This is a genomic window from Mucilaginibacter flavus (assembly GCF_030409315.1).
In the GTDB taxonomy this organism is placed as follows: Bacteria; Bacteroidota; Bacteroidia; order Sphingobacteriales; family Sphingobacteriaceae; genus Mucilaginibacter; species Mucilaginibacter flavus.
In genome coordinates this window covers 1-26,371 of the sequence record NZ_JAUFPS010000091.1, presented here as the reverse complement: position 1 = coordinate 26,371, position 26,371 = coordinate 1, and the positions used below count along the sequence as shown (strand labels likewise).

26 protein-coding genes and 1 tRNA gene are annotated in these 26,371 nt (G+C 42.5%); 13 read left to right on the top strand and 14 right to left on the bottom strand.

The window, feature by feature from the left end:
* Positions 1–90: 90 nt before the first annotated feature.
* Positions 91–1,329, top strand: coding sequence for an endo-beta-N-acetylglucosaminidase H (locus QWZ17_RS26080; protein ID WP_290308277.1), 1,239 nt, complete (start codon positions 91–93; stop codon positions 1,327–1,329).
* A gap of 44 nt (positions 1,330–1,373) precedes the next feature.
* Here the strand turns inward: QWZ17_RS26080 and QWZ17_RS26075 are convergent, their stop codons facing one another.
* The 3 genes from QWZ17_RS26075 to QWZ17_RS26065 form a co-directional block, all read right to left on the bottom strand.
* Positions 1,374–1,793: a GNAT family N-acetyltransferase gene (locus QWZ17_RS26075; RefSeq protein WP_290308276.1), complete on the bottom strand. Its 420-nt coding sequence runs from the start codon at positions 1,791–1,793 to the stop codon at positions 1,374–1,376.
* A 72-nt stretch (positions 1,794–1,865) separates the two neighbouring features.
* Complete coding sequence (locus tag QWZ17_RS26070) at positions 1,866–3,056, bottom strand: phosphoglycerate kinase (protein WP_290308275.1); 1,191 nt, start codon at positions 3,054–3,056, stop codon at positions 1,866–1,868.
* A 100-nt stretch (positions 3,057–3,156) separates the two neighbouring features.
* The gene (locus QWZ17_RS26065; protein ID WP_290308274.1) at positions 3,157–3,591 is read right to left on the bottom strand and encodes a GNAT family N-acetyltransferase; all 435 of its coding nucleotides are present in this window, start codon (positions 3,589–3,591) and stop codon (positions 3,157–3,159) included.
* 189 nt (positions 3,592–3,780) lie between these two features.
* On the opposite strand from QWZ17_RS26065, the gene QWZ17_RS26060 reads away from it, so the two are divergent.
* On the top strand, positions 3,781–4,380 hold the full coding sequence (locus tag QWZ17_RS26060; protein WP_290308273.1) for a hypothetical protein: 600 nt from the start codon (positions 3,781–3,783) through the stop codon (positions 4,378–4,380).
* 1 nt (position 4,381) lies between these two features.
* Here the strand turns inward: QWZ17_RS26060 and gap are convergent, their stop codons facing one another.
* The 6 genes from gap to QWZ17_RS26030 all read right to left on the bottom strand — a co-directional run bounded on the left by gap (position 4,382) and on the right by QWZ17_RS26030 (position 9,501).
* A complete protein-coding gene (gap, locus tag QWZ17_RS26055) occupies positions 4,382–5,383 on the bottom strand; it encodes a type I glyceraldehyde-3-phosphate dehydrogenase (RefSeq protein ID WP_290308272.1) in 1,002 nt (333 codons plus the stop codon).
* A gap of 103 nt (positions 5,384–5,486) precedes the next feature.
* The gene (locus QWZ17_RS26050) at positions 5,487–6,590 is read right to left on the bottom strand and encodes an MraY family glycosyltransferase (RefSeq protein ID WP_290308271.1); all 1,104 of its coding nucleotides are present in this window, start codon (positions 6,588–6,590) and stop codon (positions 5,487–5,489) included.
* Between the two features lie 443 nt (positions 6,591–7,033).
* Positions 7,034–8,041 carry a GTPase ObgE gene (gene obgE / locus QWZ17_RS26045; protein WP_290308270.1) on the bottom strand — a complete coding sequence of 336 codons (1,008 nt, stop codon included), beginning with the start codon at positions 8,039–8,041 and terminating at the stop codon, positions 7,034–7,036.
* Between the two features lie 123 nt (positions 8,042–8,164).
* Complete coding sequence (locus QWZ17_RS26040) at positions 8,165–8,737, bottom strand: adenylate kinase (RefSeq protein WP_290308269.1); 573 nt, start codon at positions 8,735–8,737, stop codon at positions 8,165–8,167.
* A 99-nt stretch (positions 8,738–8,836) separates the two neighbouring features.
* Positions 8,837–8,910: transfer RNA gene (locus QWZ17_RS26035), tRNA-Arg, on the bottom strand.
* Positions 8,911–9,039: 129 nt separating this feature from the next.
* Entirely contained in the window at positions 9,040–9,501 is a 462-nt protein-coding gene (locus QWZ17_RS26030; RefSeq protein ID WP_290308268.1) for a redoxin domain-containing protein, read from the bottom strand.
* A 410-nt stretch (positions 9,502–9,911) separates the two neighbouring features.
* Between QWZ17_RS26030 and QWZ17_RS26025 the strand changes: the two genes are divergently transcribed.
* The 4 genes from QWZ17_RS26025 (at position 9,912) to atpC (ending at position 15,456) form a co-directional block, all read left to right on the top strand.
* Positions 9,912–12,311, top strand: coding sequence for an ABC transporter permease (locus QWZ17_RS26025; protein ID WP_290308267.1), 2,400 nt, complete (start codon positions 9,912–9,914; stop codon positions 12,309–12,311).
* Between the two features lie 128 nt (positions 12,312–12,439).
* Positions 12,440–13,429, top strand: coding sequence for an NAD(P)H-quinone oxidoreductase (locus QWZ17_RS26020; RefSeq protein WP_290308266.1), 990 nt, complete (start codon positions 12,440–12,442; stop codon positions 13,427–13,429).
* Between the two features lie 163 nt (positions 13,430–13,592).
* On the top strand, positions 13,593–15,098 hold the full coding sequence (gene atpD / locus QWZ17_RS26015) for a F0F1 ATP synthase subunit beta (RefSeq protein WP_290308265.1): 1,506 nt from the start codon (positions 13,593–13,595) through the stop codon (positions 15,096–15,098).
* 103 nt (positions 15,099–15,201) lie between these two features.
* On the top strand, positions 15,202–15,456 hold the full coding sequence (atpC, locus tag QWZ17_RS26010; RefSeq protein ID WP_290308264.1) for an ATP synthase F1 subunit epsilon: 255 nt from the start codon (positions 15,202–15,204) through the stop codon (positions 15,454–15,456).
* Between the two features lie 484 nt (positions 15,457–15,940).
* On the opposite strand, the gene QWZ17_RS26005 is transcribed toward atpC, so the two are convergent.
* The 5 genes from QWZ17_RS26005 to QWZ17_RS25985 all read right to left on the bottom strand — a co-directional run bounded on the left by QWZ17_RS26005 (position 15,941) and on the right by QWZ17_RS25985 (position 18,416).
* Positions 15,941–16,510: a hypothetical protein gene (locus QWZ17_RS26005; protein WP_290308263.1), complete on the bottom strand. Its 570-nt coding sequence runs from the start codon at positions 16,508–16,510 to the stop codon at positions 15,941–15,943.
* A 184-nt stretch (positions 16,511–16,694) separates the two neighbouring features.
* Complete coding sequence (locus QWZ17_RS26000; protein WP_290308262.1) at positions 16,695–17,141, bottom strand: SRPBCC family protein; 447 nt, start codon at positions 17,139–17,141, stop codon at positions 16,695–16,697.
* A gap of 19 nt (positions 17,142–17,160) precedes the next feature.
* Positions 17,161–17,610, bottom strand: a complete 450-nt coding sequence (locus QWZ17_RS25995) for an SRPBCC family protein (RefSeq protein WP_290308261.1) — start codon at positions 17,608–17,610, stop codon at positions 17,161–17,163.
* A 46-nt stretch (positions 17,611–17,656) separates the two neighbouring features.
* Positions 17,657–17,989, bottom strand: a complete 333-nt coding sequence (locus QWZ17_RS25990; protein ID WP_290308259.1) for an ArsR/SmtB family transcription factor — start codon at positions 17,987–17,989, stop codon at positions 17,657–17,659.
* Positions 17,970–18,416, bottom strand: a complete 447-nt coding sequence (locus QWZ17_RS25985) for an SRPBCC family protein (protein WP_290308258.1) — start codon at positions 18,414–18,416, stop codon at positions 17,970–17,972. The genes QWZ17_RS25990 and QWZ17_RS25985 overlap by 20 nt, the downstream gene beginning before the upstream one ends.
* Before the next feature lie 286 nt (positions 18,417–18,702).
* On the opposite strand from QWZ17_RS25985, the gene QWZ17_RS25980 reads away from it, so the two are divergent.
* The 7 genes from QWZ17_RS25980 to QWZ17_RS25950 all read left to right on the top strand — a co-directional run bounded on the left by QWZ17_RS25980 (position 18,703) and on the right by QWZ17_RS25950 (position 26,156).
* On the top strand, positions 18,703–19,806 hold the full coding sequence (locus QWZ17_RS25980) for a YncE family protein (protein WP_290308257.1): 1,104 nt from the start codon (positions 18,703–18,705) through the stop codon (positions 19,804–19,806).
* Positions 19,807–19,978: 172 nt separating this feature from the next.
* Complete coding sequence (locus QWZ17_RS25975; protein ID WP_290308256.1) at positions 19,979–21,022, top strand: PAS domain-containing protein; 1,044 nt, start codon at positions 19,979–19,981, stop codon at positions 21,020–21,022.
* A 500-nt stretch (positions 21,023–21,522) separates the two neighbouring features.
* The gene (locus QWZ17_RS25970; RefSeq protein WP_290308255.1) at positions 21,523–21,936 is read left to right on the top strand and encodes a nuclear transport factor 2 family protein; all 414 of its coding nucleotides are present in this window, start codon (positions 21,523–21,525) and stop codon (positions 21,934–21,936) included.
* A 37-nt stretch (positions 21,937–21,973) separates the two neighbouring features.
* Complete coding sequence (locus QWZ17_RS25965) at positions 21,974–22,675, top strand: 3'-5' exonuclease (protein ID WP_290308254.1); 702 nt, start codon at positions 21,974–21,976, stop codon at positions 22,673–22,675.
* The gene (locus tag QWZ17_RS25960) at positions 22,672–24,579 is read left to right on the top strand and encodes a DUF294 nucleotidyltransferase-like domain-containing protein (protein WP_290308253.1); all 1,908 of its coding nucleotides are present in this window, start codon (positions 22,672–22,674) and stop codon (positions 24,577–24,579) included. The genes QWZ17_RS25965 and QWZ17_RS25960 overlap by 4 nt, the downstream gene beginning before the upstream one ends.
* A gap of 295 nt (positions 24,580–24,874) precedes the next feature.
* Positions 24,875–25,111, top strand: a complete 237-nt coding sequence (locus tag QWZ17_RS25955; protein ID WP_290308252.1) for a hypothetical protein — start codon at positions 24,875–24,877, stop codon at positions 25,109–25,111.
* 64 nt (positions 25,112–25,175) lie between these two features.
* On the top strand, positions 25,176–26,156 hold the full coding sequence (locus tag QWZ17_RS25950) for a 3-keto-disaccharide hydrolase (protein WP_290308251.1): 981 nt from the start codon (positions 25,176–25,178) through the stop codon (positions 26,154–26,156).
* Positions 26,157–26,371 lie beyond the last annotated feature (215 nt).

The following is a 26,371-nucleotide window of genomic DNA, read 5'->3' as shown; positions in this document are numbered from 1 at the left end:
TGCTAAACTTAAAGAGCTATGGCCTTTGTATGCCCGCTGAAAAAAGTCTTTATATAATCCTATTTATTCATTAACAAAAACAATTACTTTATGAGAACAAACTTTAATTCTTCAGTAACTAAAACCTTATCAGTCTTTTTTGGCTCGCTAATGCTCATCACATCGGCCTGTAAAAAAGGGGAAGCGCCTGTACCAGTCGAATCTGTTAAACCAGCTTCAACAAGCAAATTAAGTACCAATGCCATTGGGGTAAGCGGTCCTAAAGGTGTTTGCTACGTGGAGGTTAACAATAATGATATCCGTAATGTGGGCAATTATTATCTTTCAACCGGCCAGCAACTGTTTGATATTGCCATTATTTTCGCGGCTAATATCAATTATAACACTACCACTCAAAAAGCCGAATTATTTTTTAATACCCAGGTCACCAATGTGCTCAGCAATAAGGCCACTTATATTCAGCCTTTACAGGCCAAGGGAATTAAAGTGTTATTATCTATTTTAGGCAACCACCAGGGCGCAGGGATCAGCAATTTCCCAGATCAGGCTTCGGCTAACGCCTACGCGCAATTGCTTGCCAACGCGGTTACTACCTACGGTCTTGATGGTATCGACTTTGACGATGAATATGCCGATTATGGCACCAACGGTACCGGGCAGCCTAATTCAAGTTCCTTTGTTTACCTGGTTACGGCTTTGCGCCAGCTTATGCCTACTAAAATCATCTCGTTTTACTTTTACGGCCCCGCTGCTTCACGTTTAAGTTATAACGGGGTAACTGTAGGCTCAAAGGTTGACTATAGCTGGAACGCCATTTACGGCACTTATTCGGTACCAAGCGTACCGGGCCTTGCGGCCAGTAATCTTGGGCCCGCGGCTATTGATATCCAAAGTACCAGTTCATCAACCGCAGCATCATTGGCCACCCAAACTGTAAATAACAATTATGGCATCTACCTATATTATAACCTGCCCAATGCCGACTCGCACACCTATTTAAGCAGCGTATCTAACGCGCTTTATGGCAAGGCTACCACTTTTAATACCGGCACACCCGCCGCCGGCGTAAACTTTTACCAGGATATAAATTATACCGGCACGGCCACCGGCGCCATCCCCAAAGGCAGTTATACACTGGCGCAACTGCAGGCCTATGGTTTTGTGAATGATTGGGCATCGTCAATGAAAGTTCCGAGCGGATGGTCGGTAACGATGTACAGCAACGATAATTTTACCGGTACTTCGTGGACGTTGACGTCAAATACCACCAACTTTACCACGCTATCGCCAAACGCGAATGATGTGGTATCGTCGGTTAAAATAAACTAAAAACAAAAGCGGGGCTTTCCTGGTTGGGAAGCCCCGCTTTGTTGTTAGCTATAACTCATCAAAAAATAATCCCCCGGCTTTCCCTCCCCTTTTTCTTCAATTTGCCAACCATGCGAGCGATAAAACGCCAGCGCATATTCATTGCGGGTAAGGCATTTTAGGGTAACCGGTTTATTGAGCGCGGCTACAGCTGCATTTAAAAGGGCTTTACCCACGCCATGGCTTATGTAAGCGGGGTGCACAAATAAATGGTGTATAAAATCATCGGGCTGCCAGCAGGATACAAAACCTATAACCGCGCCTTCTTTATCGGCCACCATAATTTGCTCGCCTTGCGTATCTTTATCAAAATCGGCTAAAGTATAGCCCGATGTATCAAACCAGGTAAATGTTTGCTTACGGCTTACCAGGTAAATATTGCGGAGTGTTTCCCTATCGCTTTCAATAAAATTCCTGATGATCATTAAAAATGCTTTAAAACAAAAAAGTTCAACCGTTTTACAGGTCGAACTTTCTTTTATCTTTTAACAAAAATATTATTCGTTAATTGCTTTTACGCCGGGTAGTTCTTTACCTTCCATGTACTCCAACAGAGCACCACCACCTGTTGATACATAGCTAACTTCGTCGGTAAGGTTAAATTTAGCAACCGCGGCTGCAGAATCGCCACCACCAATTAATGAAAACGCGCCATTTTCTGTCGCTTTAACTACCGCCTCGGCAATAGCTTTGGTACCTACTAAAAACGATTCCATTTCAAATACACCCATCGGACCATTCCATAAAATGGTTTTTGATTCTTCAACAACCTTGCTGAATAATTTTACGGTTTCGGGGCCGATATCCAGGCCCATCCAGTTGTCAGGAATTTCGCCCGTTTTGGCAACACCGGTTTTAGCTTCGTTTGAAAAAGCATCGGCAATAACGTTATCAACCGGTAAATACAGGTTTACACCTTTATCTTTTGCTTTTTGCCTAAGCTCAATTGCCAGATTAAGTTTATCGGCTTCAACCAATGAGGTACCAATGTTGCCACCATCTGCCTTAGCAAATGTGTAAGCCATACCACCACCGATGATCAGGTTATCTACCTTATCCAATAATTTTTCGATCAATAAAATTTTATCAGAAACTTTAGAACCACCCATAATAGCGGTGAAAGGTTTATCGGCACCGTTAAGGATTTTTTCGGCATTGGCTAATTCGCCGGCCATCAGGTAGCCAAAATATTTGGCTTCAGGGAAAAACTGCGCGATGATAGCTGTAGATGCATGCGCACGGTGTGCTGTACCAAAAGCGTCGTTTACGTAGATATCGCCTAATTTTGCCAGTTTTTCTGCAAAAGCTACATCGCCTTTTTCTTCTTCTTTATAAAAACGAAGGTTTTCTAATAATAAAACTTCGCCATTGCCTAAGTTTTTTGATTTTTCAACGGCTTGTTCGCCAATGCAATCATCAGCAAACTCAACCTGCTGACCCAACAGATCCGACAGATGCGGAACCAAGTGTTTTAAAGAAAACTCTTCAGTAGGTCCGTTTTTAGGCCTGCCCAGGTGCGACATTAAGATAACTTTACCGCCATCTTTTAATATCTTTTTTATAGTTGGCAACGCGGCTGTCATCCGGTTATCATCTGTAATAGTATAATCTTTATCCAAAGGCACGTTAAAATCAACCCTGATAAGAGCTCTTTTGCCTGCAAAACTAATTTGATCTACGGTTTTCATATGATTTATATGGTCGTTTTATGTAAGGCGCGCAAATTCAGCATTTTATTCTAAATTCTGAACACAAAAGTAAAAAAGGTGTTTCGGCGGCCCTGTTATTTCATCTTAATTTAACATACATCACATAATGAGGGCCAATGCCAGGCACTTCAAACTCGGTCGATACGATCTCAAAAGCAGTGTTATGATAAAACGGCACAGCTTTTTTACGGGCATTGCACCAAACGTAATTTACTTTTTGCCCACGCAGATAAGTAAGCGCGAAATTTACCAATTGGTTGCCTATGCCCTGCCCGCGGTATTTTTCGGTTGTAGCCATACCGCGTAATTGATAACCGTTAGGACCAAATTTGTCATAAGGCTGCGGGTGGAACGACACGATGCATGCCAATTCTTCATCAACATAATACCCCAGGTGAAACGCGCCTTCAATTTTATCAGTGGGAAAACGGCATTCATCCAATGTTAGTCGCCCTTCTCGTAAAACTGTGTTACGGATGGGCAAAAGATTCTCAACTTCTATAAATTTTATCATAAAATGGGGTAATTATTTCCCTAAGTGGCTCTGCTTATACAACGGCCTGCTTTTTAAAAAGCAACCTTATACGAAAAATAGCAGCTTTGGTTGTGCCAGCTTTAAACCTTTTATGTTTATTTGATACCAAACACCAACAAAAGGCATATTTATTGCTCGTTGCAACATGTATTAAGCGCAATGAACAACATGAACAAATATATCAGCATATTAGTATTAGCCGTCATTTTCTCGGGATGTCACAAAATATCCGATAACAACCCAACACCAACAACTCCTACTACAGATAACTCAGCAGGTTCATACGCTGTAAAATTTGATATTGCAGATCAATCTGTGGTTACAACTGTTAAGCACGATACCTTGTATTTAACCTTTCATGAAACCGCTACTTTATTGGTTAACCCTACAGACTATCAAAAAGCATCGGCCTTACATTTAAAAGAAGATTTTAGCAAATCGGGGTTAACCGTTTATGACTATAAAGTTTTAAATGAAGACAAAGTTTACCGCTACAATTCTGTTGACGATAACATGAACAACAACCCCCCGTTCATTACCGCTACTACAGTAACAGTTGATGGCACAAAATTCACCAAGCTGGTTGTAAAACGCGATTTTATATTTTATAAAGCATACAAATTAGCGCAATTGGCAACAGAAGCACAAAACAATGTGACAGCAGTTACAACTGATAAAATCAGCTTCTCAACTTATTATTATTACGATAAGAAAAACACTACACCGGTAGTAACTACCGCCGCGCTGGTATACTCAAAAGGAAATTAAGTTATACTTTTTCAAGTACCGATATCTTTTCTACCAAATCGGCAAGGCGGCTGCTGTAACCCATTTCGTTATCGTACCAGCCAACTACTTTTACCAGGCCGCCAACAATGGAGGTGAGTTGGGCATCAAAAATACAACTATGCGGGTTGTCTAATATATCGGTTGATACAATAGGGTCTTCGGTATACTCCAATACGTTTTTCATTGGTCCATAGGCAGCCCGCTTAAACGCCTCATTGATTTGGGCAATAGTTGGCAGTTTTTTAAGACTACAGGTAAAATCGGTTAATGAACCATTAAGCACAGGCACCCTGATCCCCGCGCCGCCCAGTTTACCATCCAAATGAGGGAATATAGCTGTAATAGCTTTTGCAGCACCTGTTGTGGTGGGGATAATTGAGGCCGACGCTGCCCTTGCCCGTCTCAAATCCTTATGCGGGGCGTCATGTAAGTTTTGATCGCCGGTCATGGAGTGCACTGTGGTAATATAGCCATCAATAATGCCCCAGTTTTCATCGAGTATTTTAACCATGGCGGCCACATTATTTGTGGTGCATGAAGCATTGGATAATATTGGTGCCGATAGATCAACCTCTTCATCATTAACGGCAAGCACTACGGTAGGTACACTTTTATCACCCGATGGAGCCGATATAATCACCTGTTTAGCACCGGCATCAAGATGCATCTGGGCGTCTTTTTTTGAAGTGAATTTACCGGTTGATTCAATTACCAGGTCGATACCCAAATCCCTCCAAGGCAATGCAAGCGGATCGCGCTGGGCAAGTACTTTAATTTGTTTTCCGTTGATGAAAAGATTGTCGGCGTCAAAAGTAACTTCGCCTTTAAAGCCACGATGAACAGAATCATATTTAAATAAATGGGCGAGTGTTTGGGTATCTGCCAAATCATTAATAGCCACAACCTCAATACCTGGCCGGGCCAAAACGTTCCTCAAAAATATACGACCGATACGGCCAAAACCATTTATAGCAATCTTCATTGGTGCATGTTTTATAACAACAGCAAAGTTAATGAAGATGGATGGTTATTTGAAGAAATGAAAAGGTAATGACTTTGTAACTACTATAGGTTAGCTTAAATAGTTACGCGAAAAAATTACGGAGTGCTATGCGATCGCGCTCTTTAGAGCGTAAACTAAATGTGATGATCCAGTTGGCAATAATGGAAACTGAAAGAATAAGTACTATAAGCAGGGAATTATTTAAACCACTAAAAACAAACACCGTCCCTATAGATAGCAAATTGATCAATGACAGGCATATAGTTGTTTGCAAATGATTAAGGCCAAGCCCTAAAATGCGGTGATGTATATGGTTTCTATCGGCCTCAAAGGGCGATTTACCGCTTGCTATCCGTAAGGTAAAAACCCTTAACGTATCAAATACCGGTCCTATTAATATAGCTATGGTTAATGCAGGCACGCAATTAATTACAGGTACCCCAGCATTTGCAATTTTGCTCACCTCAATAAACTTTATAGCCATTACTGCCGATATTAGGCCAATTAGTAAAGCGCCGGTATCCCCCATAAATATTTTGGCGGGAGTTATATTATATCGTAAAAAGCCGGTTATAGCGCCCACCATGGCAAATGAAATAGCGGCAAGCTCATATTGTTTAAGATAAATAAACAGGGCGGCAAATGTGCTGTTAACAATAATTCCGGTTACGGCTGCCAGTCCATCTATCCCATCTATGAGGTTAAACGAATTAACAACCAACATGATAAGCAAAATAGAAAATATAGCGCTTGGTACATAAGGCAAAGTAAAAATGCCAAAAACACCGTACATACTTGTAATACGGATATCGCCAAGCAACACCAAAATAGCGGCTACCACAAACTGAATAAGAAATTTAGTGCTTGAGTTTACACCCGATAAATCATCCTTTAAACCCATGGTGAACAGGATAATACAGGCAATGAGGAGGTAGCTTATGGGTAACGCTTTATCAATAATACTAAATAACAGTATAGTAATGGTAAAACTCACAAAAATAGCAACCCCACCCAAACGCGGAATACCATGATCATGCTGTTTTCTGAAATGGCCTACATCATCATAAAGGTGTCTGGAACGCGCAACATGCAGAATAGAGGGGATAGAGATTAGTGTAATCAGGGTTGAAAACACTACTATTAATATATTGTAAATAAAATGAGACGAATGTAAAAGTTCAACCATACTAACGTATTATTTAAATCAGTTCATTTTTATCGTTAACCATTATACGAAACGGTTGAAAAAAAAGTTCTCATTTAAGTTAAAAATATTGACATACTTTTTAAAAAAGCGTGGCCATTGTGTTCATTACAAACCGTTTGATATAATTTGCACGCACAGGCTTTAAGTTCGCAGCGCATATATTGATATTCTTATCGCTTTTCTCGCGCAAATTACATAAACCCAAATCAAATATCGCCCGTAAATTTTCCCCAGTTATCAACTTTTCCACATTGATACGCTGGGTGACGGATATATTTTTTTATGTCAGACTAAATTGTTTGTTGAGCTGAAGGCTAAAAGCTTAAGGCAGAAAGCTTTTTTCAAGTTGTTTATAGCAAACGGGGAACATCATAGTAATGACATTCCCCGTTTGTTATCATATTTTTTTTAGCCTGTTCCCTCTAAACAGTTTGCTTGTTAATTTCAAGCCAAAGCAGATCTTTTAATCCGGTAAGGTTTTTTTGCGCTACCGATGATATGAATATAGATGGCACGCCTTCCGGAAGTTCCTTTTTCATTTCGGCTTGCAATTCATCATCAAGCATATCCATTTTGGTTACGGCTAAAACGCGGGGTTTGTGCATGAGCTCATCGTTGTACTCCTGTAGCTCGTTCAGTAATATTTCGTATTCCTGCTTAATGGTGCGGGTAGTATCGGCAGGTACCATAAATAACAATACCGAGTTGCGCTCGATATGCCGTAAAAATCTAAAACCCAATCCTTTTCCCTGCGATGCGCCTTCAATAATACCCGGAATATCGGCCATTACAAATGAGCGGTTATCGCGGTATGATACGATGCCCAAATTAGGTACTAAAGTGGTAAAGGCATAATCGGCAATTTCTGGCTTGGCAGCAGATACTACCGAAAGCAGAGTTGATTTACCCGCGTTAGGGAAACCTACTAAACCCACATCCGCTAATACCTTTAATTCTAATATATTCCATTCTTCCTTGCCATCTTCGCCGGGTTGGGCAAAGCGGGGAGTTTGCTGCGTTGAGGTTTTAAAATGCCAGTTACCCAAACCACCACGACCGCCAGGGGTTAATGTTTTGGTTTCACCATCCTGGGTAATCTCAAAAATCACTTCTCCTGTTTCGGCATTTTTTACGGTTGTACCCAGGGGCACTTCCAAAATCTCATCGCGCCCGGTTTTACCGGTACGTAGTGAACTTCCGCCCGATTCTCCGTCGCCGGCAATAACGTGTTTGCGGTATTTAAGGTGCAGCATGGTCCATAACTGGGCATTGCCTTTAACAATCACATGACCGCCACGACCACCATCGCCACCATCCGGACCACCTTTTGAGGTTAATATATCACGATGTAAATGCGCAGAACCCGCCCCTCCGTGGCCACTGCGGCAACAGATCTTTACATAATCAACAAAATTGGAACCTTGCGACATAATTTTTTCGTTTTAAATCAGTCTGAAAGTCCGAAAGTCAGTAAAGTCCGAAAGATAAGAAATTACTCCTCTTAACTTCCGGACTTTACTGACTTTCCGTCTTCTTAACTTTCGGACTATTACTTAATAGCTTTCAACAACTTCACCAATCTGGGTGAAGATTTCTTCAACAGAGCCAACTCCGTTAATGCTTTTAAATTTATCCTGTCCTTTGTAAAAACCAGCTACCGGAGCAGTTTTATCATTATACTCCACAATGCGTTTACGGATAACTTCGGGGTTGGCATCATCCGGCCGTCCAGATAACTTACCACGCTCCAATAAACGACGCTCTAACTCCTCGTCATTTACCTCAAGTGCTATCATGCCGGATATGGCAGACTCTTTGCTTTCAAGCAAGCTATCTAAAGCTTCGGCCTGGGCAACAGTACGGGGGAATCCATCAAAAATAAAACCTTTAGCTTCTTTATTGCTATCCAGCTTATTGCTGATCATACCAATTACAACAGCGTCCGGAACAAGCTTGCCATCATCCATCAACTTTTTTGCCTCTAAGCCAAGTTCTGTTCCCTGTGCAATTTCGCCACGTAAAAGATCGCCGGTTGATAAATGGATCAATCCATGTTTTTCAATAAGCTTTTGTGACTGAGTCCCTTTTCCGGCTCCGGGAGGACCAAACAATACCAGGTTTAGCATGCTCGTAATAAATTAAAAGCCTTTCGGTACTACACAGAAAGGCTTGAGATTAGTCGTTAATACTGTATTTATAAGTAATTAAAAACAGTATATTTTATGTGCACTCGAAGGGAGTCGAACCCCTAACCTTCTGATCCGTAGTCAGACGCTCTATCCAATTGAGCTACGAGTGCTTTTCCGAAATGGAATGCAAAGATAGATTTTTCGCGCATCCATTCAAAACTTTTTTAAAATATATTGCAATATAACAATCAACCTGTTGATAATGAATTGAAAATTTTATCATCAACAGGCCAATTGAATTATTTTACCACAGCGGCAATAGCTTCAAAGTTTGGTAAATCGGTAGCTTTTTCTAAAACCTCGGCATAAATAATGTTCTGTTCTTCATCGATTACAAATGCAGCACGTTTTGAAACACCTTTAAGGCCCATCACAAAATCGGCATAAATAGCTTCGTAAGCGGTTGAAACTTCCTTATTAAAATCAGATAGTAAATCAAACTGGTAATTATTTTCTTCTTTAAACTTAGCCAGCGAAAAAGGCGAATCGACAGAAATGCCTAAAATAGTTGCGTTTAAGCCATCGTAATAACCAAAACTATCGCGCATGGTGCAAAGCTGGGTAGTACAAACCCCGGTGAAAGCTAAAGGGAAAAAGTGTAAAACCACTTTACGGCCCTTAAAATCGGCCAGTGATACGGTTTGTAATGCCGATGATACTAATGTAAACTGAGGTGCCGCCTGGCCTGGTTGTAATGACATATTGATATGTGTTTGTTATACTGCAAATAAATCACATTAAACTTAAGTTATCAATAGTGCAGATAATTGAAATGTAAATTTATAATGCAAATCCAATCGCTTTTAAAACCCAGCCGCGCAATTTGGGGCTAAAGCCACCTTCATTTTTACTTTCTTTACATTTGGCTAAAGCCAAAACGGCAATAAATTTGAAAAATCAGATTGAAAACTCGTTGCCGTCCCATTTATGGGGCAGAAAAAAGCAATAATAAAGGTGGCTTTAACCAAAATGAGCTATAAAATTCAAAAAGCGATTTCCCTGATCGTGCACTACCAATTTAACTTACTTTAACTTTATTTAACAATCAGTTTGATACATAGTGAGCTAATTTAGTGTTGCCCCAAATCACCTTATAACAACACTTGCCGCCATGCTCAAAAACTTTATCAAAATTGCTTTTAAAGGTCTTTTAAAAAACAAAGCTTTTACCATTGTAAATATTTTAGGCCTGGCCATTGGGCTGGCAACCTGCCTGCTTATTATGTTTTTTGTAATTGATGAGTTAAGCTACGATGGATTTAATACCAAAGCCGACAGGATTTACCGGGTAAACATGGATTTAAAATACGGCGGCAATGTATCCTCCTTCGCTATTACTCCCCCTCCCCTCGCGGCAACCTTAAAAAGCAATTTCCCGGAGGTTGAGCAAGTTGCCCGACTTATTCATGACCAAGGTGTACGCATTAAAAAAGGAGAAGAATTTATACAGGAAGAAAAGGTAGTATATGCCAACTCCGATCTGTTTAGCTTATTTACCCTCCCATTAATTGAAGGCGATGCCAAAACCGCTTTAACCGGGCCAATGACTGCCGTTATTACCGAAAGCACAGCTAAAAGGTATTTTAACGATACGCACGTTACAGGGCGCACGCTCATATTAAGCAACAATACTGCCTATAAAATTACGGGGGTGATAAAAGACATTCCCAGTCAATCGCATTTTAACTTCGATTTTTTTCTGTCGATAGCAGGGCGACCGGATGCGAATAGTACCGACTGGAACAACTTTAGCTATACCACCTATATATTATTTAAACCTGGCGCCAATGTGCAGCAATTTCAAAGCAAACTGGCCGGGTTAATGAAAACCCAGCTTGGCGAAAACTACGCACGGCTGGAAAAAAGCGGAAACTACTTTCACCTAAACCTTACACCACTAACAGACATCCACCTCAAATCAAACCGGCAGTATGAATTGGGCACCAACAGTGATGCATCGTACGTGTACATTTTTGGGGCGATAGCGTTGTTTGTACTGCTGATTGCCTGTATCAATTTCATGAACATGTCAACCGCACGCTCTGCCAACCGGGCAAGGGAAGTTGGGGTGCGCAAAGTTTTGGGTTCATCACGCGGCTATTTAATAGCCCAGTTTTTGGCAGAGTCTGTTTTGTTAACCATCGGCGCGGCCATCATAGCCGTGTTGGCCGCCTGGGCTTTATTGCCTTTATTTAACCAGGTTGCCGGCAAGCATCTGGCAGTTACCGGGCAAACTGTAATGTGGTTATTGCCTGCGTTATTAGCTATCGTTTTAATAGTTGGGGTACTTGCCGGCTCGTACCCGGCGTTTTATCTTTCGGCTTTTCAGCCTATCAATGTTTTAAAAGGCAAAATAGCAACCGGTTTTAAGGGTGGTAAACTGCGCAACTTTCTGGTTGTTTTTCAATTTGCTATCTCTATCTTTTTAATCATCGGTACCATAATTGTTTACAACCAGCTCAACTACATTCAGCATAAAAATTTAGGGTTTGACCGTAACCAGGTATTGGTTATTAAAAATGTGGATGTGCTGCCAAACGCTAAGCTATTTAAACAACAGGTAAAACAACTTGCTGGGGTTAAAAGCGCGTCGCTTAGCGGCTTTTTACCAACCGGGGTAGTGAGGCAACCCGATGCTGTTTTCCGCAACAAGGTGGCAGATCCTAAAAACGCGCTCTTTACTGAAATCTGGCCTGTTGATGATGATTATTTGCCGACTATGGGCATGGATTTGGCAAAAGGCCGCAACTTTTCGGCCCAGCTTATTACCGATTCATCGGGCGTGGTGATCAACCAAACTGCCGCCCGCATGTTAGGCATTTTAAATGATCCGTTGGGTAAAACGGTGTACCGCCCATCGGGCCAGCCGAATCAGCCCATAAAAGAGTACCATATTATTGGCGTGGTGAAGGATTTTAACTTCAGTTCGCTGCGCGATAACATTACACCTGTGGTAATGATGCTTACCGATGATAAAGGCGCTTTAAGCATCAAAATGAATACTAAAAACCCATCTGCATTTATAACCCAAGTTGAGCAACTGTGGACCAGCCTTGCCCCCAACCAGCACTTTGAATACAGCTTTATGGACCAGGATTTTGACGCCGCTTACCGCACAGAACAGCGTACCGGCACCCTGTTTTTAACGTTCACCTCCTTAGCTGTAATTATTGCCTGCCTTGGTTTGTTTAGCCTGGCTGCCTACGCTGCCGAGCAACGCAATAAGGAGATCGGCATTCGCAAAGTATTAGGTGCAAGCGTATCGGCCATAGTAGGTATGCTTTCTAAAGATTTCATTAAGTTGGTGATCATATCCTTTATCATAGCCGCCCCGCTGGCCTGCCTGGCCATGTACAAATGGCTGCAGGGCTTTGCTTACCGCCAAAATATTCAATGGTGGGTTATTGTAGCTGCAGGTATTGGTGCCGTTACCATCGCCTTTGTAACCATCAGCGCGCAATCATTTAAAGCGGCTATGAGCAATCCGGTTGATAGTTTGAAGAATGAATAGATTTGTTCATTGGTTCACTGGTTCATTAGTTCATTGGTGAAAAGTTCAAGAGTTGGATTGCTGCTGTTATGGAGTTTAAGATTTCTTCGTGCGGCCCTTTAGTGCGTTCTGTTTAGTAATTTTACTAAATGAAAGCAGTAGTGATAACCCAGCCCGGTGGGCCGTTTGTTTTGCAAATAGCGGAGCGGCCTGTGCCTGTTTGTGCCGATAACGAGGTGCTGATAAAGGTGATGGCGGCGGGGGTTAACCGGCCTGATGTTTTTCAGCGGAAGGGTAACTATCCGCCACCCGCTGGTGCGCCGCAAGATATTCCGGGGTTGGAGATTGCAGGGATCGTTGCAGAAATTGGCAACACCGTTACGCATTTGATGGTTGGCGATAGGGTTTGCGCCCTCGTTGTGGGCGGCGGCTATGCCGAATATTGTAACGTACCGCAGGAACAATGCCTGCCTATCCCGGGCAGTCTTTCCTTTATTGAAGCTGCCTCACTACCCGAAACATTTTTTACTGTTTGGAGCAATGTATTTGATCGCGGTGATTTAAAAGACGGAGAAACCTTATTGGTACATGGCGGTTCGAGCGGGATAGGTGTTACAGCTATTCAAATGGCAAAAGCCCTTGGTCATACGGTTTACGTAACCGCCGGTTCTGATGATAAATGCCGCTTTTGCGAACAGCTTGGCGCGTCAAAAGCTATCAATTACAAAACAGAAAATTTTGCCGATGTAATTAAAGAGGCAACCAACGGCAAAGGCGTTGATGTAATATTAGATATGATAGGCGGCGATTATACCGCCGGCAATATCCAGTCGCTGGCGGTTGAAGGCAGGCTGGTGTTAATCAATACCATGAAGGGTAATAATGTACAGATTGACCTTGCACAGGTGATGCGAAAGCGGCTCGTTATAACGGGATCTATGTTGCGCTCGCGCGAGGTTGCTTTTAAGGGTAAAATAGCGCATGAGCTTTTAACTACCGTTTGGCCGCTATTGGTATCGGGGGATATTAAGCCGGTTATCCATTCGGTGTTCCCTGCCACCGATGCCGCCAAGGCCCATGAGTTGATGGAAAGCAGCGCGCATATTGGCAAAATCATACTCAATTTTGAGCAGCGATAGCAGCAATTAACAGGCACATGAACAGGTAGTGCAAAAATGTTGCTTTTGATGTTTAAATACTTAGATAGAAATTATATCTTTGCGCCTCTGAAATAGCATCTTATATTATTACTAATAAGATAACTGTTAAAAAGGAAAATTCTTTAAAAACACCAGGTTATATATGCCAAACATTGGAAAAATATCACGGATCATCGGTCCGGTAGTTGACGTAAGTTTCGCTGATGACGCTCATCTCCCTAAAATTTATGACGCGTTGGAGATCACGAAAGATAATGGCCAAAAAATCATTTTAGAAGTTCAACAGCATTTAGGTGAAGATCGTGTACGCGCGATCGCGATGGATTCAACAGACGGATTGCTACGTGGCATGAAAGTTTTGGATCTGGAGTCGGCTATTAAAATGCCTGTTGGCGAAAACATTAAAGGCCGTGTATTTAACGTAGTAGGCGACGCGATTGACGGTATTGCTGATTTGGACAAAGCCGATGGTCGTCCTATCCACAGCGCTCCTCCACGTTTCGAAGATCTATCTACCGAAACTGAAGTGTTGTTTACCGGTATCAAAGTAATCGATTTGTTAGAGCCTTATGTAAAAGGTGGTAAAATTGGTTTGTTTGGTGGTGCTGGTGTAGGTAAAACAGTATTAATCCAGGAATTGATCAACAACATCGCTAAGGCTTATGCAGGTTTATCTGTATTTGCAGGTGTTGGCGAGCGTACACGTGAAGGTAATGACCTTTTGCGCGAGATGCTTGAGTCTGGCATTATAAAATATGGTGATGCATTTATGCATTCAATGGAAGAAGGTGGCTGGGATTTAAGCAAAGTGGATAACGAAGCTTTGAAAGACTCAAAAGCAACCTTCGTTTTCGGTCAAATGAATGAGCCTCCTGGTGCACGTGCACGTGTAGCTTTATCGGGCTTAACCATTGCCGAATACTTCCGTGATGGTGATGAGGACGGCAAAGGCCGCGATATCCTTTTCTTTATCGATAACATTTTCCGCTTTACACAAGCAGGTTCTGAAGTATCGGCTTTATTAGGTCGTATGCCATCGGCAGTAGGTTACCAGCCAACACTGGCTACCGAGATGGGTACCATGCAAGAGCGTATTACTTCAACCAAACGTGGTTCAATTACATCTGTACAGGCCGTTTACGTACCTGCGGATGACTTGACCGACCCTGCACCGGCAACTACATTTGCCCACTTGGATGCAACGACCGTACTTTCACGTAAAATTGCCGAGCTTGGTATTTACCCTGCCGTAGATCCTTTGGATTCAACCTCACGTATCCTTAGCCCAGCTGTTTTAGGTGATGAGCACTACAATACCGCTCAACGCGTAAAAGAAACTTTACAACGTTACAAAGAGTTACAGGATATCATCGCCATCTTAGGTATGGACGAGTTATCTGAAGAAGATAAATTGGTTGTAACACGCGCACGTCGTGTTCAGCGTTTCCTTTCTCAGCCGTTCCACGTTGCCGAGCAGTTCACCGGTTTAAAAGGTGTATTGGTTGACATTAAAGACACCATCAAAGGTTTCAACATGATCATGGATGGCGAAGTTGATGAGTATCCTGAAGCTGCCTTCAACTTAGTTGGAAGCATTGAAGATGCCATTGAAAAAGGTAAAAAATTATTAGCAGAAGCTAATAATTAGTAGTAAGTATTTAGTATCAAGTAGTAAGACTAATTTCTGTTTTACTACTTGATTTTCATAAAATACTTGATACTTGATACTAACTACTTGATACTAAAAAGAAATGACTTTAGAAATTCTTACTCCCGATAAAAAGATCTACGAGGGCGAAGCCTCATCGGTTACCGTACCTGGTACTTTGGGATTATTTGAGATATTAAACCACCACGCGCCTATCATATCAACCTTGCAGGATGGTAAGTTAACCGTACGTGGAGGCAACGCCGGCAAAGAAGAAGTTTTTTTGATTAAAGGCGGCGTTGTTGAAGTATTAAACAATAAAGTAACTGTTTTAGCCGAAGGTATCCTGACTAAATAAAACACACTTTACTGATATTGAAAAAGGGTCTGGTTGCTTTGCAGCCGGACCTTTTTTGTTGCATATCTCTACTTCATCTCCGCTAAGTTATGCTGCTTATTTTCCCCCTCATATGCAAAGCTTGAACCATTACTGCCACCTTACCTTGTGCAGATCTGATATAAGCCATCTATGACAGATAGTAATTACTAAAGAGGGCCGTCAGTCTGAGCCTGTCGAAGACTCGCGCGCAGAGGCCTTCGCCCGCGTGCTTCGACAGCTATCCATGACAAGTTGAAAAAACAAAAAGGGCAGTCAGTCTGAGCCTGTCGAAGATTCGCGCAGGGGCCTTCGCCCGCGTGCTTCGACAGGCTCAGCATGACCCCATTTTTTTTGATGTTGTCATTTCACTTTCAGAGTCCCTGGATTTACATACCCGCAATGACGGTTCTATATATGTTTTTAAACTGCTTCTTACATTTAATTTTATCGTTGCCTCTTCCCCCTACTCATCATTATACCCGTTTTTATAATCCTTAAACTTTAGCTTATCAAAAGTTTGTTTTTTATAAAACTCGGTGGTTAATTTACCGCCCCGTAAGGTATCATCAAATGATACCCCGGCGTCTTTATGTAATATAAAATCCTTTTTAATCGGATCATATTTAAAGGTGATCATCCGTGTCCATTTAAACCGGCTGCCACCGTAATGATCAATGGTAAAGTATCTGCCTTTAATCTCTATCCCATCAAACGGATCGCCAAATACGCCGCCGCAGGCTTTGCAAAGTACTACACTATCATTACGTGCAAAAAGGGATAACTTGCCGCCGGGTTTTCCTAAAAGGATCAGCAAAGGCCTTGCAGCCTGGTCGCTATCTGCTTCGTGATTGTATTTCAATACCAGTATTACGTCGGCGTAATTATCGTGGTTGAGGTCGCCGGTTTCGTTGGCTAAAACGGAATAGCCGGCCGGGATAAACGGCTTTAACTTAGCAAGCGACACCTTTAGCACCTGCGCAAAAGGCGATTGGCTGAGTATAAGTAAAACAGCGAAGAGGAATATCTTTTTCACCTATCCTTACTATTTTTAAATCATACCTAACAATTGACAAAACCCGGCAACGCCCTGCATACAGGCTGTTTTGATTACAAGTAAGTTTCTCTTCATTTGCATCAAGAATATTTAGGTAATAAAATAGGTTGTATAAAAAGGAGTTGTTTATCTCAAAGTTATATAACCTTTTCCATTTTACCTACTACTCTTTCATCGCAGGCATCCCCTTACCGGTAGTAATAAAGCTATATAAACTGTGAGTAGCATACCGATGCCAGCCTTTACTACAGCTATTAAAACATTCAAACCCGGGCACTAAACCCTGATGCGTGAAATGGAGTTGCGTTTTATCGCCTTGCTTTGATATTTCAAAGATCAATTTTGTGCCGGTCCATTCGGTTTGGTTTTCTACAAAAGTGAGTTTACTATCGATGATAAACCAAACCACCTTTTCGCCTGGAATAACCTCTGTTAATTTTTGCTTACTGTAATGTACATCGCCAAAATGTACCGAATACTCATCATTGAGCTTTTGAGATTCGCCCTCAAAATTCTCGGTCCACCATCCGCCTATGTTGTTAATAGCATCAAAAACTTCCATCGGGGTTTTATCTACCAAAAAGGTAGTGCTGAAATCCTGGTTATCCATAACGTGTTTTTTAATTGATTTAATTCTTTTTGGGGTTGGGCTTTCCTTTGCCTGTTGTAATGAGATCATGTAAACTACCGGTTATATAACCAGTCCATGCGTCTGCGCATATCCCGTAACATTCATGAGCGGGAACCAGTCCCTGGTGGGTAAACTGAACCCGCGTTTTGCCGCCCCGCTCCTGTACTTCAAAAACTATTTTGGTGTCCTTCCACTCGCTTTGATCTTTAACAAAACTGAAATAGTTATCAAGCACCTGCCAAACTACTTTTTGATTAGGTATAACTTCAATCAACCGCATAGTACAGCGGTGCAAATCCTTTACCTCGTAAGTAAACTCCCGGTTAAGCTCACTTGTGCCCCCTTCAATATTTTCCGACCACCATCCGCGCACGTTAGTAATGGCATCAAAAACTTGCTTTGGGCTTTCATTTACCTCAAAAGAGGCAGTTAAATCCTGATTATCCATAATAGTTTTTTTTTACTGATTTAATAATCTTGCTACTTGATACTAACTACTTGATACTATTCCCACTTCGTTCATTTAATAAAGCTTCCAGCTTTTTAAGTTTACTACCCCAGAAGGCATTATAATACGTTAGCCATTCCTGCAGTTGTTTAAAGCCATCCTGCTTAAGAATGCAATGCCTTTCGCGGCCAATGTCCTGTATGGATATAAAACCGGCATTGTGCAGCACTTTAACATGTTTGGATACCGCGGGGCGACTCATATCAAAGTTTTCGGCCAGTGAATTGATTGTCAGGCTATCCTTTGATAACAGGTGCAGCATTTGCCTCCGGCTGGGGTCGGCAATTACCTGGAAAACATCAAGCCTGTGCTGTTCCATCTATCTTTTCGTTTATACGGATAAGCATTTTTTTCATATTGCTCAACCAGCCACCATTCAGGGCGTCAAACATCGGCACGCCAACGCCTGCAAAACCACGATGCACCAACTCTATTTCGGTGCCGTTGTCTTTTTCATTTAACGTCCAATTCACTGTCGAATCAATAAGTTCGCCGTTTCCGGGGCCAAATTGCCAGGAATAGCTCAGCGTTTTAAAAGGCTCTATTTCTAAAACTTTGCAATAAATAACGCCGTCAAAATCAAGCTGGGGCATGGGGTTTATCCTGAATTGAAACTCGTGCCCAAGTACAGGCATGAAATCGTTTTTCATTAGCCACAATGCCATTAAATCGGCATCGGTAAGGTATTCCCAAATCACCGCGGGCGGATGAGGGAAAAATAACTGGTGTTTAATGATCTTTGCCATAATAGGTAACTTTTAAGTTACTCAAATATATATGTAACCTGTGAGTTACGCAAATTTATTTCAACTTTTATTTACAGACTGATAAATCCTACTTCATAGACTAAAAACACCTCATCATCTATAAATCCCTTATCACTATCGGTTAAATGTTTAAAACAAAATGGCCCGGCTTATATTTGTTAAAACACAACACCCATTGCCCAATTCAATTGTTAGCTTTTTACCAAACCCGATAAACCATATGAATAACGTCTCGCAAATACAGACTCATGCATCTAAAAGTTTCATGAAAGCGCCTTTTAACCTGTTTGCTATTGGTTTAACTTTAATGTTGGCATTATGCTGTACAACAAATTGCCAGGCCCAAACCGGGCAGAAACCTTATCTCCTGGCCTTATCAAAAAACGATAAAACACTGGCCATTGTTGATCCTGTTTCCTTTAAAGTGATAGCACGCGTACCTGTAGGGCAAGATCCGCATGAGGTGATTGCTGCGGCCGATGGTAAAACCGCTTACGTAACCATTTACGGCGGCGGCAGTTTACATGAGATAGATGTTATTGACCTGGTGAATAAAAAAGTATTACCACCTATTGATACCAAACCATTCTGTGGCCCCCATGGAATAACATTTGCAGCCGGTAAAGTGTGGTTTACTGCCGAAGGCTCAAAAACGGTGGTAAGGTATAACCCCGCAACCGGCGCTTTTGACTGGGCGATGGGAACCGGGCAGGACCGTACCCATATGCTATACGTAACGCCCAACGGCAAACGTATTTACACCACCAACGTAAGCTCGGGCACGGTGAGTATTTTGGTTGATACGCTTATGCAGCAGGGCGGCTTTGGGCCTCCTCCGGGCGGGGGTGGTGGCCCCGGTCCGGGTGGCCCGCCTGCAGGTGGACCGCCACCGGGATTTAAGCCGCAACCGCGCAGCGATTGGTCGCAAACCGTTATCCCGGTATCCAAAGGTTCAGAAGGTTTTGATGTATCGCCGGATGGCAAACAACTGTGGACAGCTGCCGCTAACGACGGCACGATAGCCATTATTGACCTGGGTACCAAAAAAGTTATTGAAACCATTGACGCCAAAGTGTTAGGAGCCAACCGCCTGCAATTTACGCCCGATAATAAATATGTGCTGATATCCAGCCTGCAAAATGGCGACCTGACGGTTTATGACGCGTCATTGCATAAAGAGGTGAAAAAGATAAACATTGGCCACGGCGCAGCGGGTATACTAATAGATCCCGACGGATCACGTGCTTTTATAGGCTGCACCGCCGATAACTACGTTGCTGTTGTTGATCTTAAAACATTACAGGTAAGCAACCATATTGATGTGGGCGGTGGCCCCGATGGCCTGGCCTGGGCGGCGCGTGCCGAGTAAACAATTTTTAATAAAACCCAATCTATCGGTTGCGCTTGTTGCAAATAAGTACCACAGTTCGTTAACTTTAGCATAAAAACAATCTAAAGATGATAATGTTAGTTATGTAGACCAGAACGCGAAGCAAATCTGCGCAGGTTTTGTTCTATCGTTAACCTAATATCTTAGAACGATGCTCAAGCAAACCAACCCGTACCAGATATTTAATATTTTACCATCGCCCTGCCTGGTACTGTTGCCTGATGCTCCTGAGTTTACCGTTGCCGATTGTAACCCCGCATTTACCACAGTTACCGGGCTGTCGCAAACTATAGTTTCTGGTAAAGGGATATCAGCCATCATAGCTAACAGCGGTGCCGGCTCCGATATTTTCACGGCGCTTAACCTGGCATTAAAGCAAAAATCGGCTACCAGGGTAAATGCATTCCCGGGTGAATCTGACTGGGGTTATAAACGCTTTTTTGATATTAATATAACTCCCCTGCTAAGCGATAACGGTAATTTGTATTGCCTGCTGCTTAGCCTTACGGATGTTACAGAAGCCATAGCCATGAAGCAACAAGCCGCCATGGATGCCAGGGAGCTAAAACAGGCTGCTCAATTGATGAGCCAGGTTCAGGAAATGGCAAGCTTTGGCAACTGGAGGTGGGATGTGGCTCAAAACAAAGTAACCTGGTCTGATGCGCTTTACCATATTTACGGGCTTGATAAAACATCATTTAAAGCCACTTTTGAGGGCTACCGCGACCTGCTGCACCCAGATGACCGCGACCGGATAACCGCCAAAATTGGTGAAGCGCTTCAGTTGCAAAAGGATATTACCTTTGAAGAACGGATTATCAGGCCTGGCGGCGAAATCCGTTACCTGCAATCATGGGGACGGGTGCAGACCGACGAAAACGGAATGCCCACAGCCATGATAGGTGCCTGCCTGGATATAACCGACCGTAAAATAGCCGAGGCTACACTAAATTCAGAACGCCAGCTTCGTGTGGCCAACATAGAGCAGCAGAACAAACAGCTCAGCGAAATAGCCTGGATGCAATCGCATGTAATACGAGCCCCGCTGGCAAGGGTAATGGGGTTGATAGAGGTATACAGATCATGCGATGGGGATAACTGCGAGCAGGGCGAACTTATAAATCAAATTTCAGATTCGGTATGGGAACTTGATGGCATCATCCGCGAAATTGTAAGCCGGGCCGAGCGCGCTTAATTATCGCTAAGCAATATCTTTAGCGTATTAACATATACCTGGCATTAAAAAGCAGCCATAAGCTTCAGAGGCCCACTCAACTCATTCCATAGTCCACTTTTTACGCATACACGCGTAACATTGATATCTTTTTAGGGGGAGCCAGAATAAAAACAACTTCATAAACGCGGTGCGTGGAATTCTGGCCAAGTCGCTACGGCTTGTTTTACCACAAGGGCACTTTTTTTCATTGAGCAAACGATCAGTTATTACAGTCATAGTAGTATGATTTAGGGTACTACAACTCATATTTATTATTATAACTGGTATATCAAAGATAAGCAATAGAGCGTGAAGTTGTAATGAAGTTAACAAAAACTTATCTGTTGGGCTGATTATAATTTAAAAACAAGCATTACCTTAGAACAAAATACCATATTGGTTTTTGGTATATAAATTGATTTTTTATACCTTCACTATACCAGTAACAACCTATTAACAATTACAACACAACTACACTCATGAACTCCCAACATCCAAACCTTGCAATCATCCACTCTTTTTTTCAGGCATATGGCAAAAACGATTTTGAAGCTATCGGTAACATCTTATCACCAGATATTGAATGGCATATTCCAGGACACCATCCATTAAGCGGCACAAAAAAAGGCGTTGCAGAGGTTCTTGAATATTTTAGTCAGCTGCACCATTGCAATTTCCAGGCAAGCCCTATTGTTATGGGCTATAACGATGAGTTTCTCATTGATTGCCACTTAAACTGGAGCAACCGCGAAGAGGGCGAAAATATGAAGCGCATGTCATGCCTGTTATGGCAGTTTAAAAACGGTAAAATCATCAGTGTTTACAATTTTCCCGAAGATCAGCACATAGCCGATGCCTTTTTTAACAACGCGTATGCCGGTTTAAAAAATTAATTACTTTTGAACCAACACCAGTAACAAGGCAAACCAATTGAGCGACTATCTTTTATTTATCGACACTGAAGCATCCGGCTTACCCGCAAAATGGGACCAGCCCTACAGTGCCGATGATAACTGGCCTCATATATTACAGGTATCCTGGCTTATTTATGATAAACAGCGCCAATTAGTTAAGCAGCAGGATCATTATGTTGCTGAAGACGGCATTACCATTACTGACGCAGCCCGGCAAATTCATGGCCTTACGCCGGAGTTTTTGGCCTTGAATGGCAAGCGCCGCACCGAGGTGCTGCAATTGTTGGTTGCTGATGTACAGCAATACCAGCCTATGCTGATAGGCCATTTTATCCGGCTGGATTACCACCTGCTTGGCGTGGCCTTCCACCGGTCGGCAATGGAAAACCCGTTGAGCAAGCTACCTGTTTTTTGTACCATGGTAGCTACTACCCAATTGATAAACAGGCCGCTTACCCGCCATTTACGGTTAGAAGAGCTTTATTATATGCTGTTTGGCAGCAACCTGCAAAATCAGCACAACTCCCTGGCCGATGCCGAAGCGACGGCAGCTTGTTTTTTTGAGTTGCGCCAACGGGGCGAAATTTCTGACAAAAGCATCAGCCAGCAAAACCAGGATTTTGAACAACAGCGCGACCCTACCAAAAAACAAAAGGGATGCCTTATCCCAGCTTTAGTGATCATATTATTAGTGGCTATCATTATTTACAGCTTATGAACAATCGACTGGAATTTCTGAAAACCATTGCCCCCTTTAATGCCCTACCTGCAGATGTGCTGCAAGGCATAGCCGACCAGTTACAGGAAACCACCTATCATAAAGATGTGGTGATTTATCAGCAGGATATCACCATGATGAAAGGGGTTGATATTATTGTTGAGGGTAGCTACGAGTCTTTTTTTTACGACAGCACGGGTAATAAACGCCTGATTGAGCATCACCAGCCGGGCTTTTGCTATGGCGGCGTATCGGTATTGCTAAACAGGCGCAGATCATTACGAATGGTGATTGCTAAAAAAGGAACCCTGGTTTACTTTTTACACCGCAGGGATTTTAGGTTGTTATGCAAAACTTACGAAGACTTTTTTCTGCATTTTACCGCCGAGTTTGGCAAGCGGATGCAAAACGAGGAGTTTGTGCACTTTTTTAAGCAACCCGCCTCCTTTGCCGAAAGCTACATCGCCTCAGAGCAATTGTATTCGCGCCGCATGGAGAGTATTGAGTACCGGCAGTTGGTTAGTTGCAGTAACGAAACACCTGTATTTAAGGTGGCGCAGCTGATGGCCGCTCAAAAAACAAGCTGTTTATTTGTACTTGATAACCAGCAAAAAGTCGTCGGTTATGTAACCGATATCACCCTGCGCGATAAAGTGGTTGCCAGCCAGCAGGATACCGCCGCCGCTATAAGTACGGTAATGGATACGCCGATAGTAAGCATCAATGCCGATGCATTTGTTTATGAGGCCTTGCTCATGATGTTTCAAACCAAAACCCGCTACATCCTTATTCAAAAAGAGGGCGCTTATGTGGGCTTTATCAGCAGGAATAAATTATTGAGCGAGCAGGCGCAATCGCCGCTGGTATTTATACAATCGGTTAAGCTGGCTTTATCAACAGATGAGTTGAAACGCAAATGGCAAAGCGTACCGCAGTTTGTAACCCAGCTGCTTGGCCGCGGTGTTAATGCCGAAATTGTGAACCAGATTATCACTACCATTGCCGATACCATTGCCCAAAAGGTAATTGAAAGCGTAATTAAGCTGATTGGTCCGCCCCCGGCTAAGTTTGTTTTTATGGTATTAGGCAGCGAGGGCCGCAAAGAACAAACCTTTAAAACCGACCAGGATAATGCCATTATTTATGAGGATAAAGCTAACGAACACCGCGAAGAGGTGCGGGCTTATTTTCTTGACCTGGCTACCCGGGTATCTACCGATTTAAACCACATCGGCTTTGTGTATTGCACCGGCGAATTTATGGCGCAAAACCCCAAGTGGACGCACTCCCTATCGCACTGGAAACGTAATTATGAGTATTGGATGGATGAATCGATCCCCGAAACGGTTATCAACTTCTCTACCTTTTTTGACTGCCGGGCAATTTATGGCGAAAGCGCTATTATGGATGAATTGCGCGAGTTTTTAGATGAGCGATTACAGCATCCTTTAGAAAAACTATTTTTCCATATGGCCAAAAACGCCTTGCAATATGAGCCACCTTTAACCTTTTTCAACAACATCCGTACCTTTAAAAAGGATAGCCGCGAGGTATTTGATATTAAGCGAACCATGAGCCCCATTGTTGACCTGGTACGTGTTTATGCCCTTAAAAACCGCATTTTTGAAGTAAATACCGGTGAACGCTTAAAAGCCCTGAAGGCAAAAGGAATTTTCTCTGAATCGGAGTATCATGAGCTGATCCAATCATACTATTTTTTGATGAACCTGCGGTTAAAAAAACAAACTGAGCAAATTATCCAGGACCATACCGAGCCGGATAACTACATCGATATTTCCCAGCTATCAAAAATTGAACGGGTTACGCTAAAGGAAATCTTTAAGATCATTGAAAATTTTCAATCGAAAATTAAAGTATCGTTTACGGGGAGCTTGCTGAGTTGATAGGATTGGGATAACAGAAAAAAAGTTTCATAGTTCAAAGCAGCAGTATTTAGGCTAAAGCCATTTTTTATTATTTAGCTTAACCGTTGACTGAAGCCAAAACGGCAATGAAAGAAACAACCAAACTTTAATAATAATTAAAAACTCATTGCCGTCCCATTAATGGGACGGAATAGCAGCAACAGATAAGATGGCTTCAGCCAAAATAAATCTTGTGTTTTTAAAAGCTCATTAGCGTAACTGGCATCTTCATTTTTAGTGTCAAATAAGTAAATTCGTATAAAAGCTTTCATCTATGAAAATGTTAACCATCCGGCAAAAATTAATTACCTACCTGGCCGATGCCGACGATAACATAATAAGCGCTTTATATACGCTATTGGAACGCGATATCCTGGAAAAAGATCTACGGGAAGACGAAGGTTTTGACTCTACCGAAGAACAATTCCTGCTGCTTGAGGAGCAACGCGAATTGTATATAAAAGGGCAAGCTAAATCTGACATCCGGGGAGATGATGAAAACAATAAATGATAGATTACATTTGATATAACAACCTGTTATTAAACTTCAGTTCAATACTGTACATTTATTCATTATGAGAAAATCACCTGTTTTAACCCTTAAGCAGGCATCCGGCTTTATGCGGATGCAAATTGTTTTGTGTTTACTGCTGATATCGGCAATACAAGCCTTTGCCCAAACCACTAAAGATATCCCGGTTATTGGTAGATGGGATATTACGCTTGATAAGGCAGGAAAAAGTCTCCCCTCGTGGCTGGAGGTGCAAAAATCTGGCACGCATACGCTGATAGGCAGGTTTACCTATGCTTTTGGCAGCGCCAGGCCAATATCCGAGGTAAAGCCTGAGGGTGGTAAATACACTTTTTCTATCCCCCCGCAATGGGAAGAAGGCACCAGGAATATGGACTTTGTAGTAGAGGTGGTGAGCGACGATGAGATTAAAGGCACCATGGTTTACACAGATGGTGTTACTTACAATTTTACAGGTGTGCGCGCGCCCTTACTTACAAAAAACGCCGCGCCTGTATGGGGTAAACCTGTTAACCTATTTAACGGTAAAGACACCAAAGGCTGGCATACCGATGGCAAAAACCAGTGGATGGTAGAAGGCGGAATCCTGCGCAGCCTGCACTCGGGCGCTAATTTGATCACCGATAAAAAATTTACCGATTTTAAACTTCATATAGAATTCAGGTATCAAAAAGGAAGCAATAGCGGTATTTACCTGCGCGGTAGATATGAGGTACAGGTAATTGACACTAAAACCGGCGCGCCAGAGCCTATCAACAACCAGTTTAGCGCTATTTACGGCTTTTTGCCCCCCAATAAAATGATGGCTAAAGATGCCGGCCAATGGCAAACCTATGATATTACGTTGGTTGGCCGTTTGGTTACTATAGTTGCCAACGGCACCATGGTGATATGCAGGCAGGAAATCCCCGGTATTACCGGTGGCGCTATCGACAGCAAAGAAGGCGAACCAGGACCAATCCTGATCCAGGGTGATCATGGCCCTATTGATTACAGGAATATTGTGATAACTCCGGTGAAGTAAGGGGCTTGGCGTTTACGGGCATCAATGAGAAGCTATTCGTTATAAACGCCTAAAAGAGAAAGCGTCATTGCGAGGCACGAAGCAATCTCCAGACTATACAGGGCCGATCTGTCTATGTAGAGATTGCTTCGTACCTCGTATTATAGGTCTACGACATATCCAAATTTTATTTAAAAGAATCATTTTTTATGCGATTCTTCTATAGTTCTCCACAT

What these genes read in the sequence shown, in the direction of transcription:
- QWZ17_RS26080 (WP_290308277.1), top strand. Translation starts at nt 91, where the DNA reads ATGAGAACAAACTTTAATTCTTCAGTAACTAAAACCTTATCAGTCTTT.
- QWZ17_RS26075 (WP_290308276.1), bottom strand. Translation starts at nt 1,793, where the DNA reads ATGATCATCAGGAATTTTATTGAAAGCGATAGGGAAACACTCCGCAAT.
- QWZ17_RS26070 (WP_290308275.1), bottom strand. Translation starts at nt 3,056, where the DNA reads ATGAAAACCGTAGATCAAATTAGTTTTGCAGGCAAAAGAGCTCTTATC.
- QWZ17_RS26065 (WP_290308274.1), bottom strand. Translation starts at nt 3,591, where the DNA reads ATGATAAAATTTATAGAAGTTGAGAATCTTTTGCCCATCCGTAACACA.
- QWZ17_RS26060 (WP_290308273.1), top strand. Translation starts at nt 3,781, where the DNA reads ATGAACAAATATATCAGCATATTAGTATTAGCCGTCATTTTCTCGGGA.
- gap (WP_290308272.1), bottom strand. Translation starts at nt 5,383, where the DNA reads ATGAAGATTGCTATAAATGGTTTTGGCCGTATCGGTCGTATATTTTTG.
- QWZ17_RS26050 (WP_290308271.1), bottom strand. Translation starts at nt 6,590, where the DNA reads ATGGTTGAACTTTTACATTCGTCTCATTTTATTTACAATATATTAATA.
- obgE (WP_290308270.1), bottom strand. Translation starts at nt 8,041, where the DNA reads ATGTCGCAAGGTTCCAATTTTGTTGATTATGTAAAGATCTGTTGCCGC.
- QWZ17_RS26040 (WP_290308269.1), bottom strand. Translation starts at nt 8,737, where the DNA reads ATGCTAAACCTGGTATTGTTTGGTCCTCCCGGAGCCGGAAAAGGGACT.
- QWZ17_RS26030 (WP_290308268.1), bottom strand. Translation starts at nt 9,501, where the DNA reads ATGTCATTACAACCAGGCCAGGCGGCACCTCAGTTTACATTAGTATCA.
- QWZ17_RS26025 (WP_290308267.1), top strand. Translation starts at nt 9,912, where the DNA reads ATGCTCAAAAACTTTATCAAAATTGCTTTTAAAGGTCTTTTAAAAAAC.
- QWZ17_RS26020 (WP_290308266.1), top strand. Translation starts at nt 12,440, where the DNA reads ATGAAAGCAGTAGTGATAACCCAGCCCGGTGGGCCGTTTGTTTTGCAA.
- atpD (WP_290308265.1), top strand. Translation starts at nt 13,593, where the DNA reads ATGCCAAACATTGGAAAAATATCACGGATCATCGGTCCGGTAGTTGAC.
- atpC (WP_290308264.1), top strand. Translation starts at nt 15,202, where the DNA reads ATGACTTTAGAAATTCTTACTCCCGATAAAAAGATCTACGAGGGCGAA.
- QWZ17_RS26000 (WP_290308262.1), bottom strand. Translation starts at nt 17,141, where the DNA reads ATGGATAACCAGGATTTCAGCACTACCTTTTTGGTAGATAAAACCCCG.
- QWZ17_RS25995 (WP_290308261.1), bottom strand. Translation starts at nt 17,610, where the DNA reads ATGGATAATCAGGATTTAACTGCCTCTTTTGAGGTAAATGAAAGCCCA.
- QWZ17_RS25990 (WP_290308259.1), bottom strand. Translation starts at nt 17,989, where the DNA reads ATGGAACAGCACAGGCTTGATGTTTTCCAGGTAATTGCCGACCCCAGC.
- QWZ17_RS25985 (WP_290308258.1), bottom strand. Translation starts at nt 18,416, where the DNA reads ATGGCAAAGATCATTAAACACCAGTTATTTTTCCCTCATCCGCCCGCG.
- QWZ17_RS25980 (WP_290308257.1), top strand. Translation starts at nt 18,703, where the DNA reads ATGAAAGCGCCTTTTAACCTGTTTGCTATTGGTTTAACTTTAATGTTG.
- QWZ17_RS25975 (WP_290308256.1), top strand. Translation starts at nt 19,979, where the DNA reads ATGCTCAAGCAAACCAACCCGTACCAGATATTTAATATTTTACCATCG.
- QWZ17_RS25970 (WP_290308255.1), top strand. Translation starts at nt 21,523, where the DNA reads ATGAACTCCCAACATCCAAACCTTGCAATCATCCACTCTTTTTTTCAG.
- QWZ17_RS25960 (WP_290308253.1), top strand. Translation starts at nt 22,672, where the DNA reads ATGAACAATCGACTGGAATTTCTGAAAACCATTGCCCCCTTTAATGCC.
- QWZ17_RS25955 (WP_290308252.1), top strand. Translation starts at nt 24,875, where the DNA reads ATGAAAATGTTAACCATCCGGCAAAAATTAATTACCTACCTGGCCGAT.
- QWZ17_RS25950 (WP_290308251.1), top strand. Translation starts at nt 25,176, where the DNA reads ATGAGAAAATCACCTGTTTTAACCCTTAAGCAGGCATCCGGCTTTATG.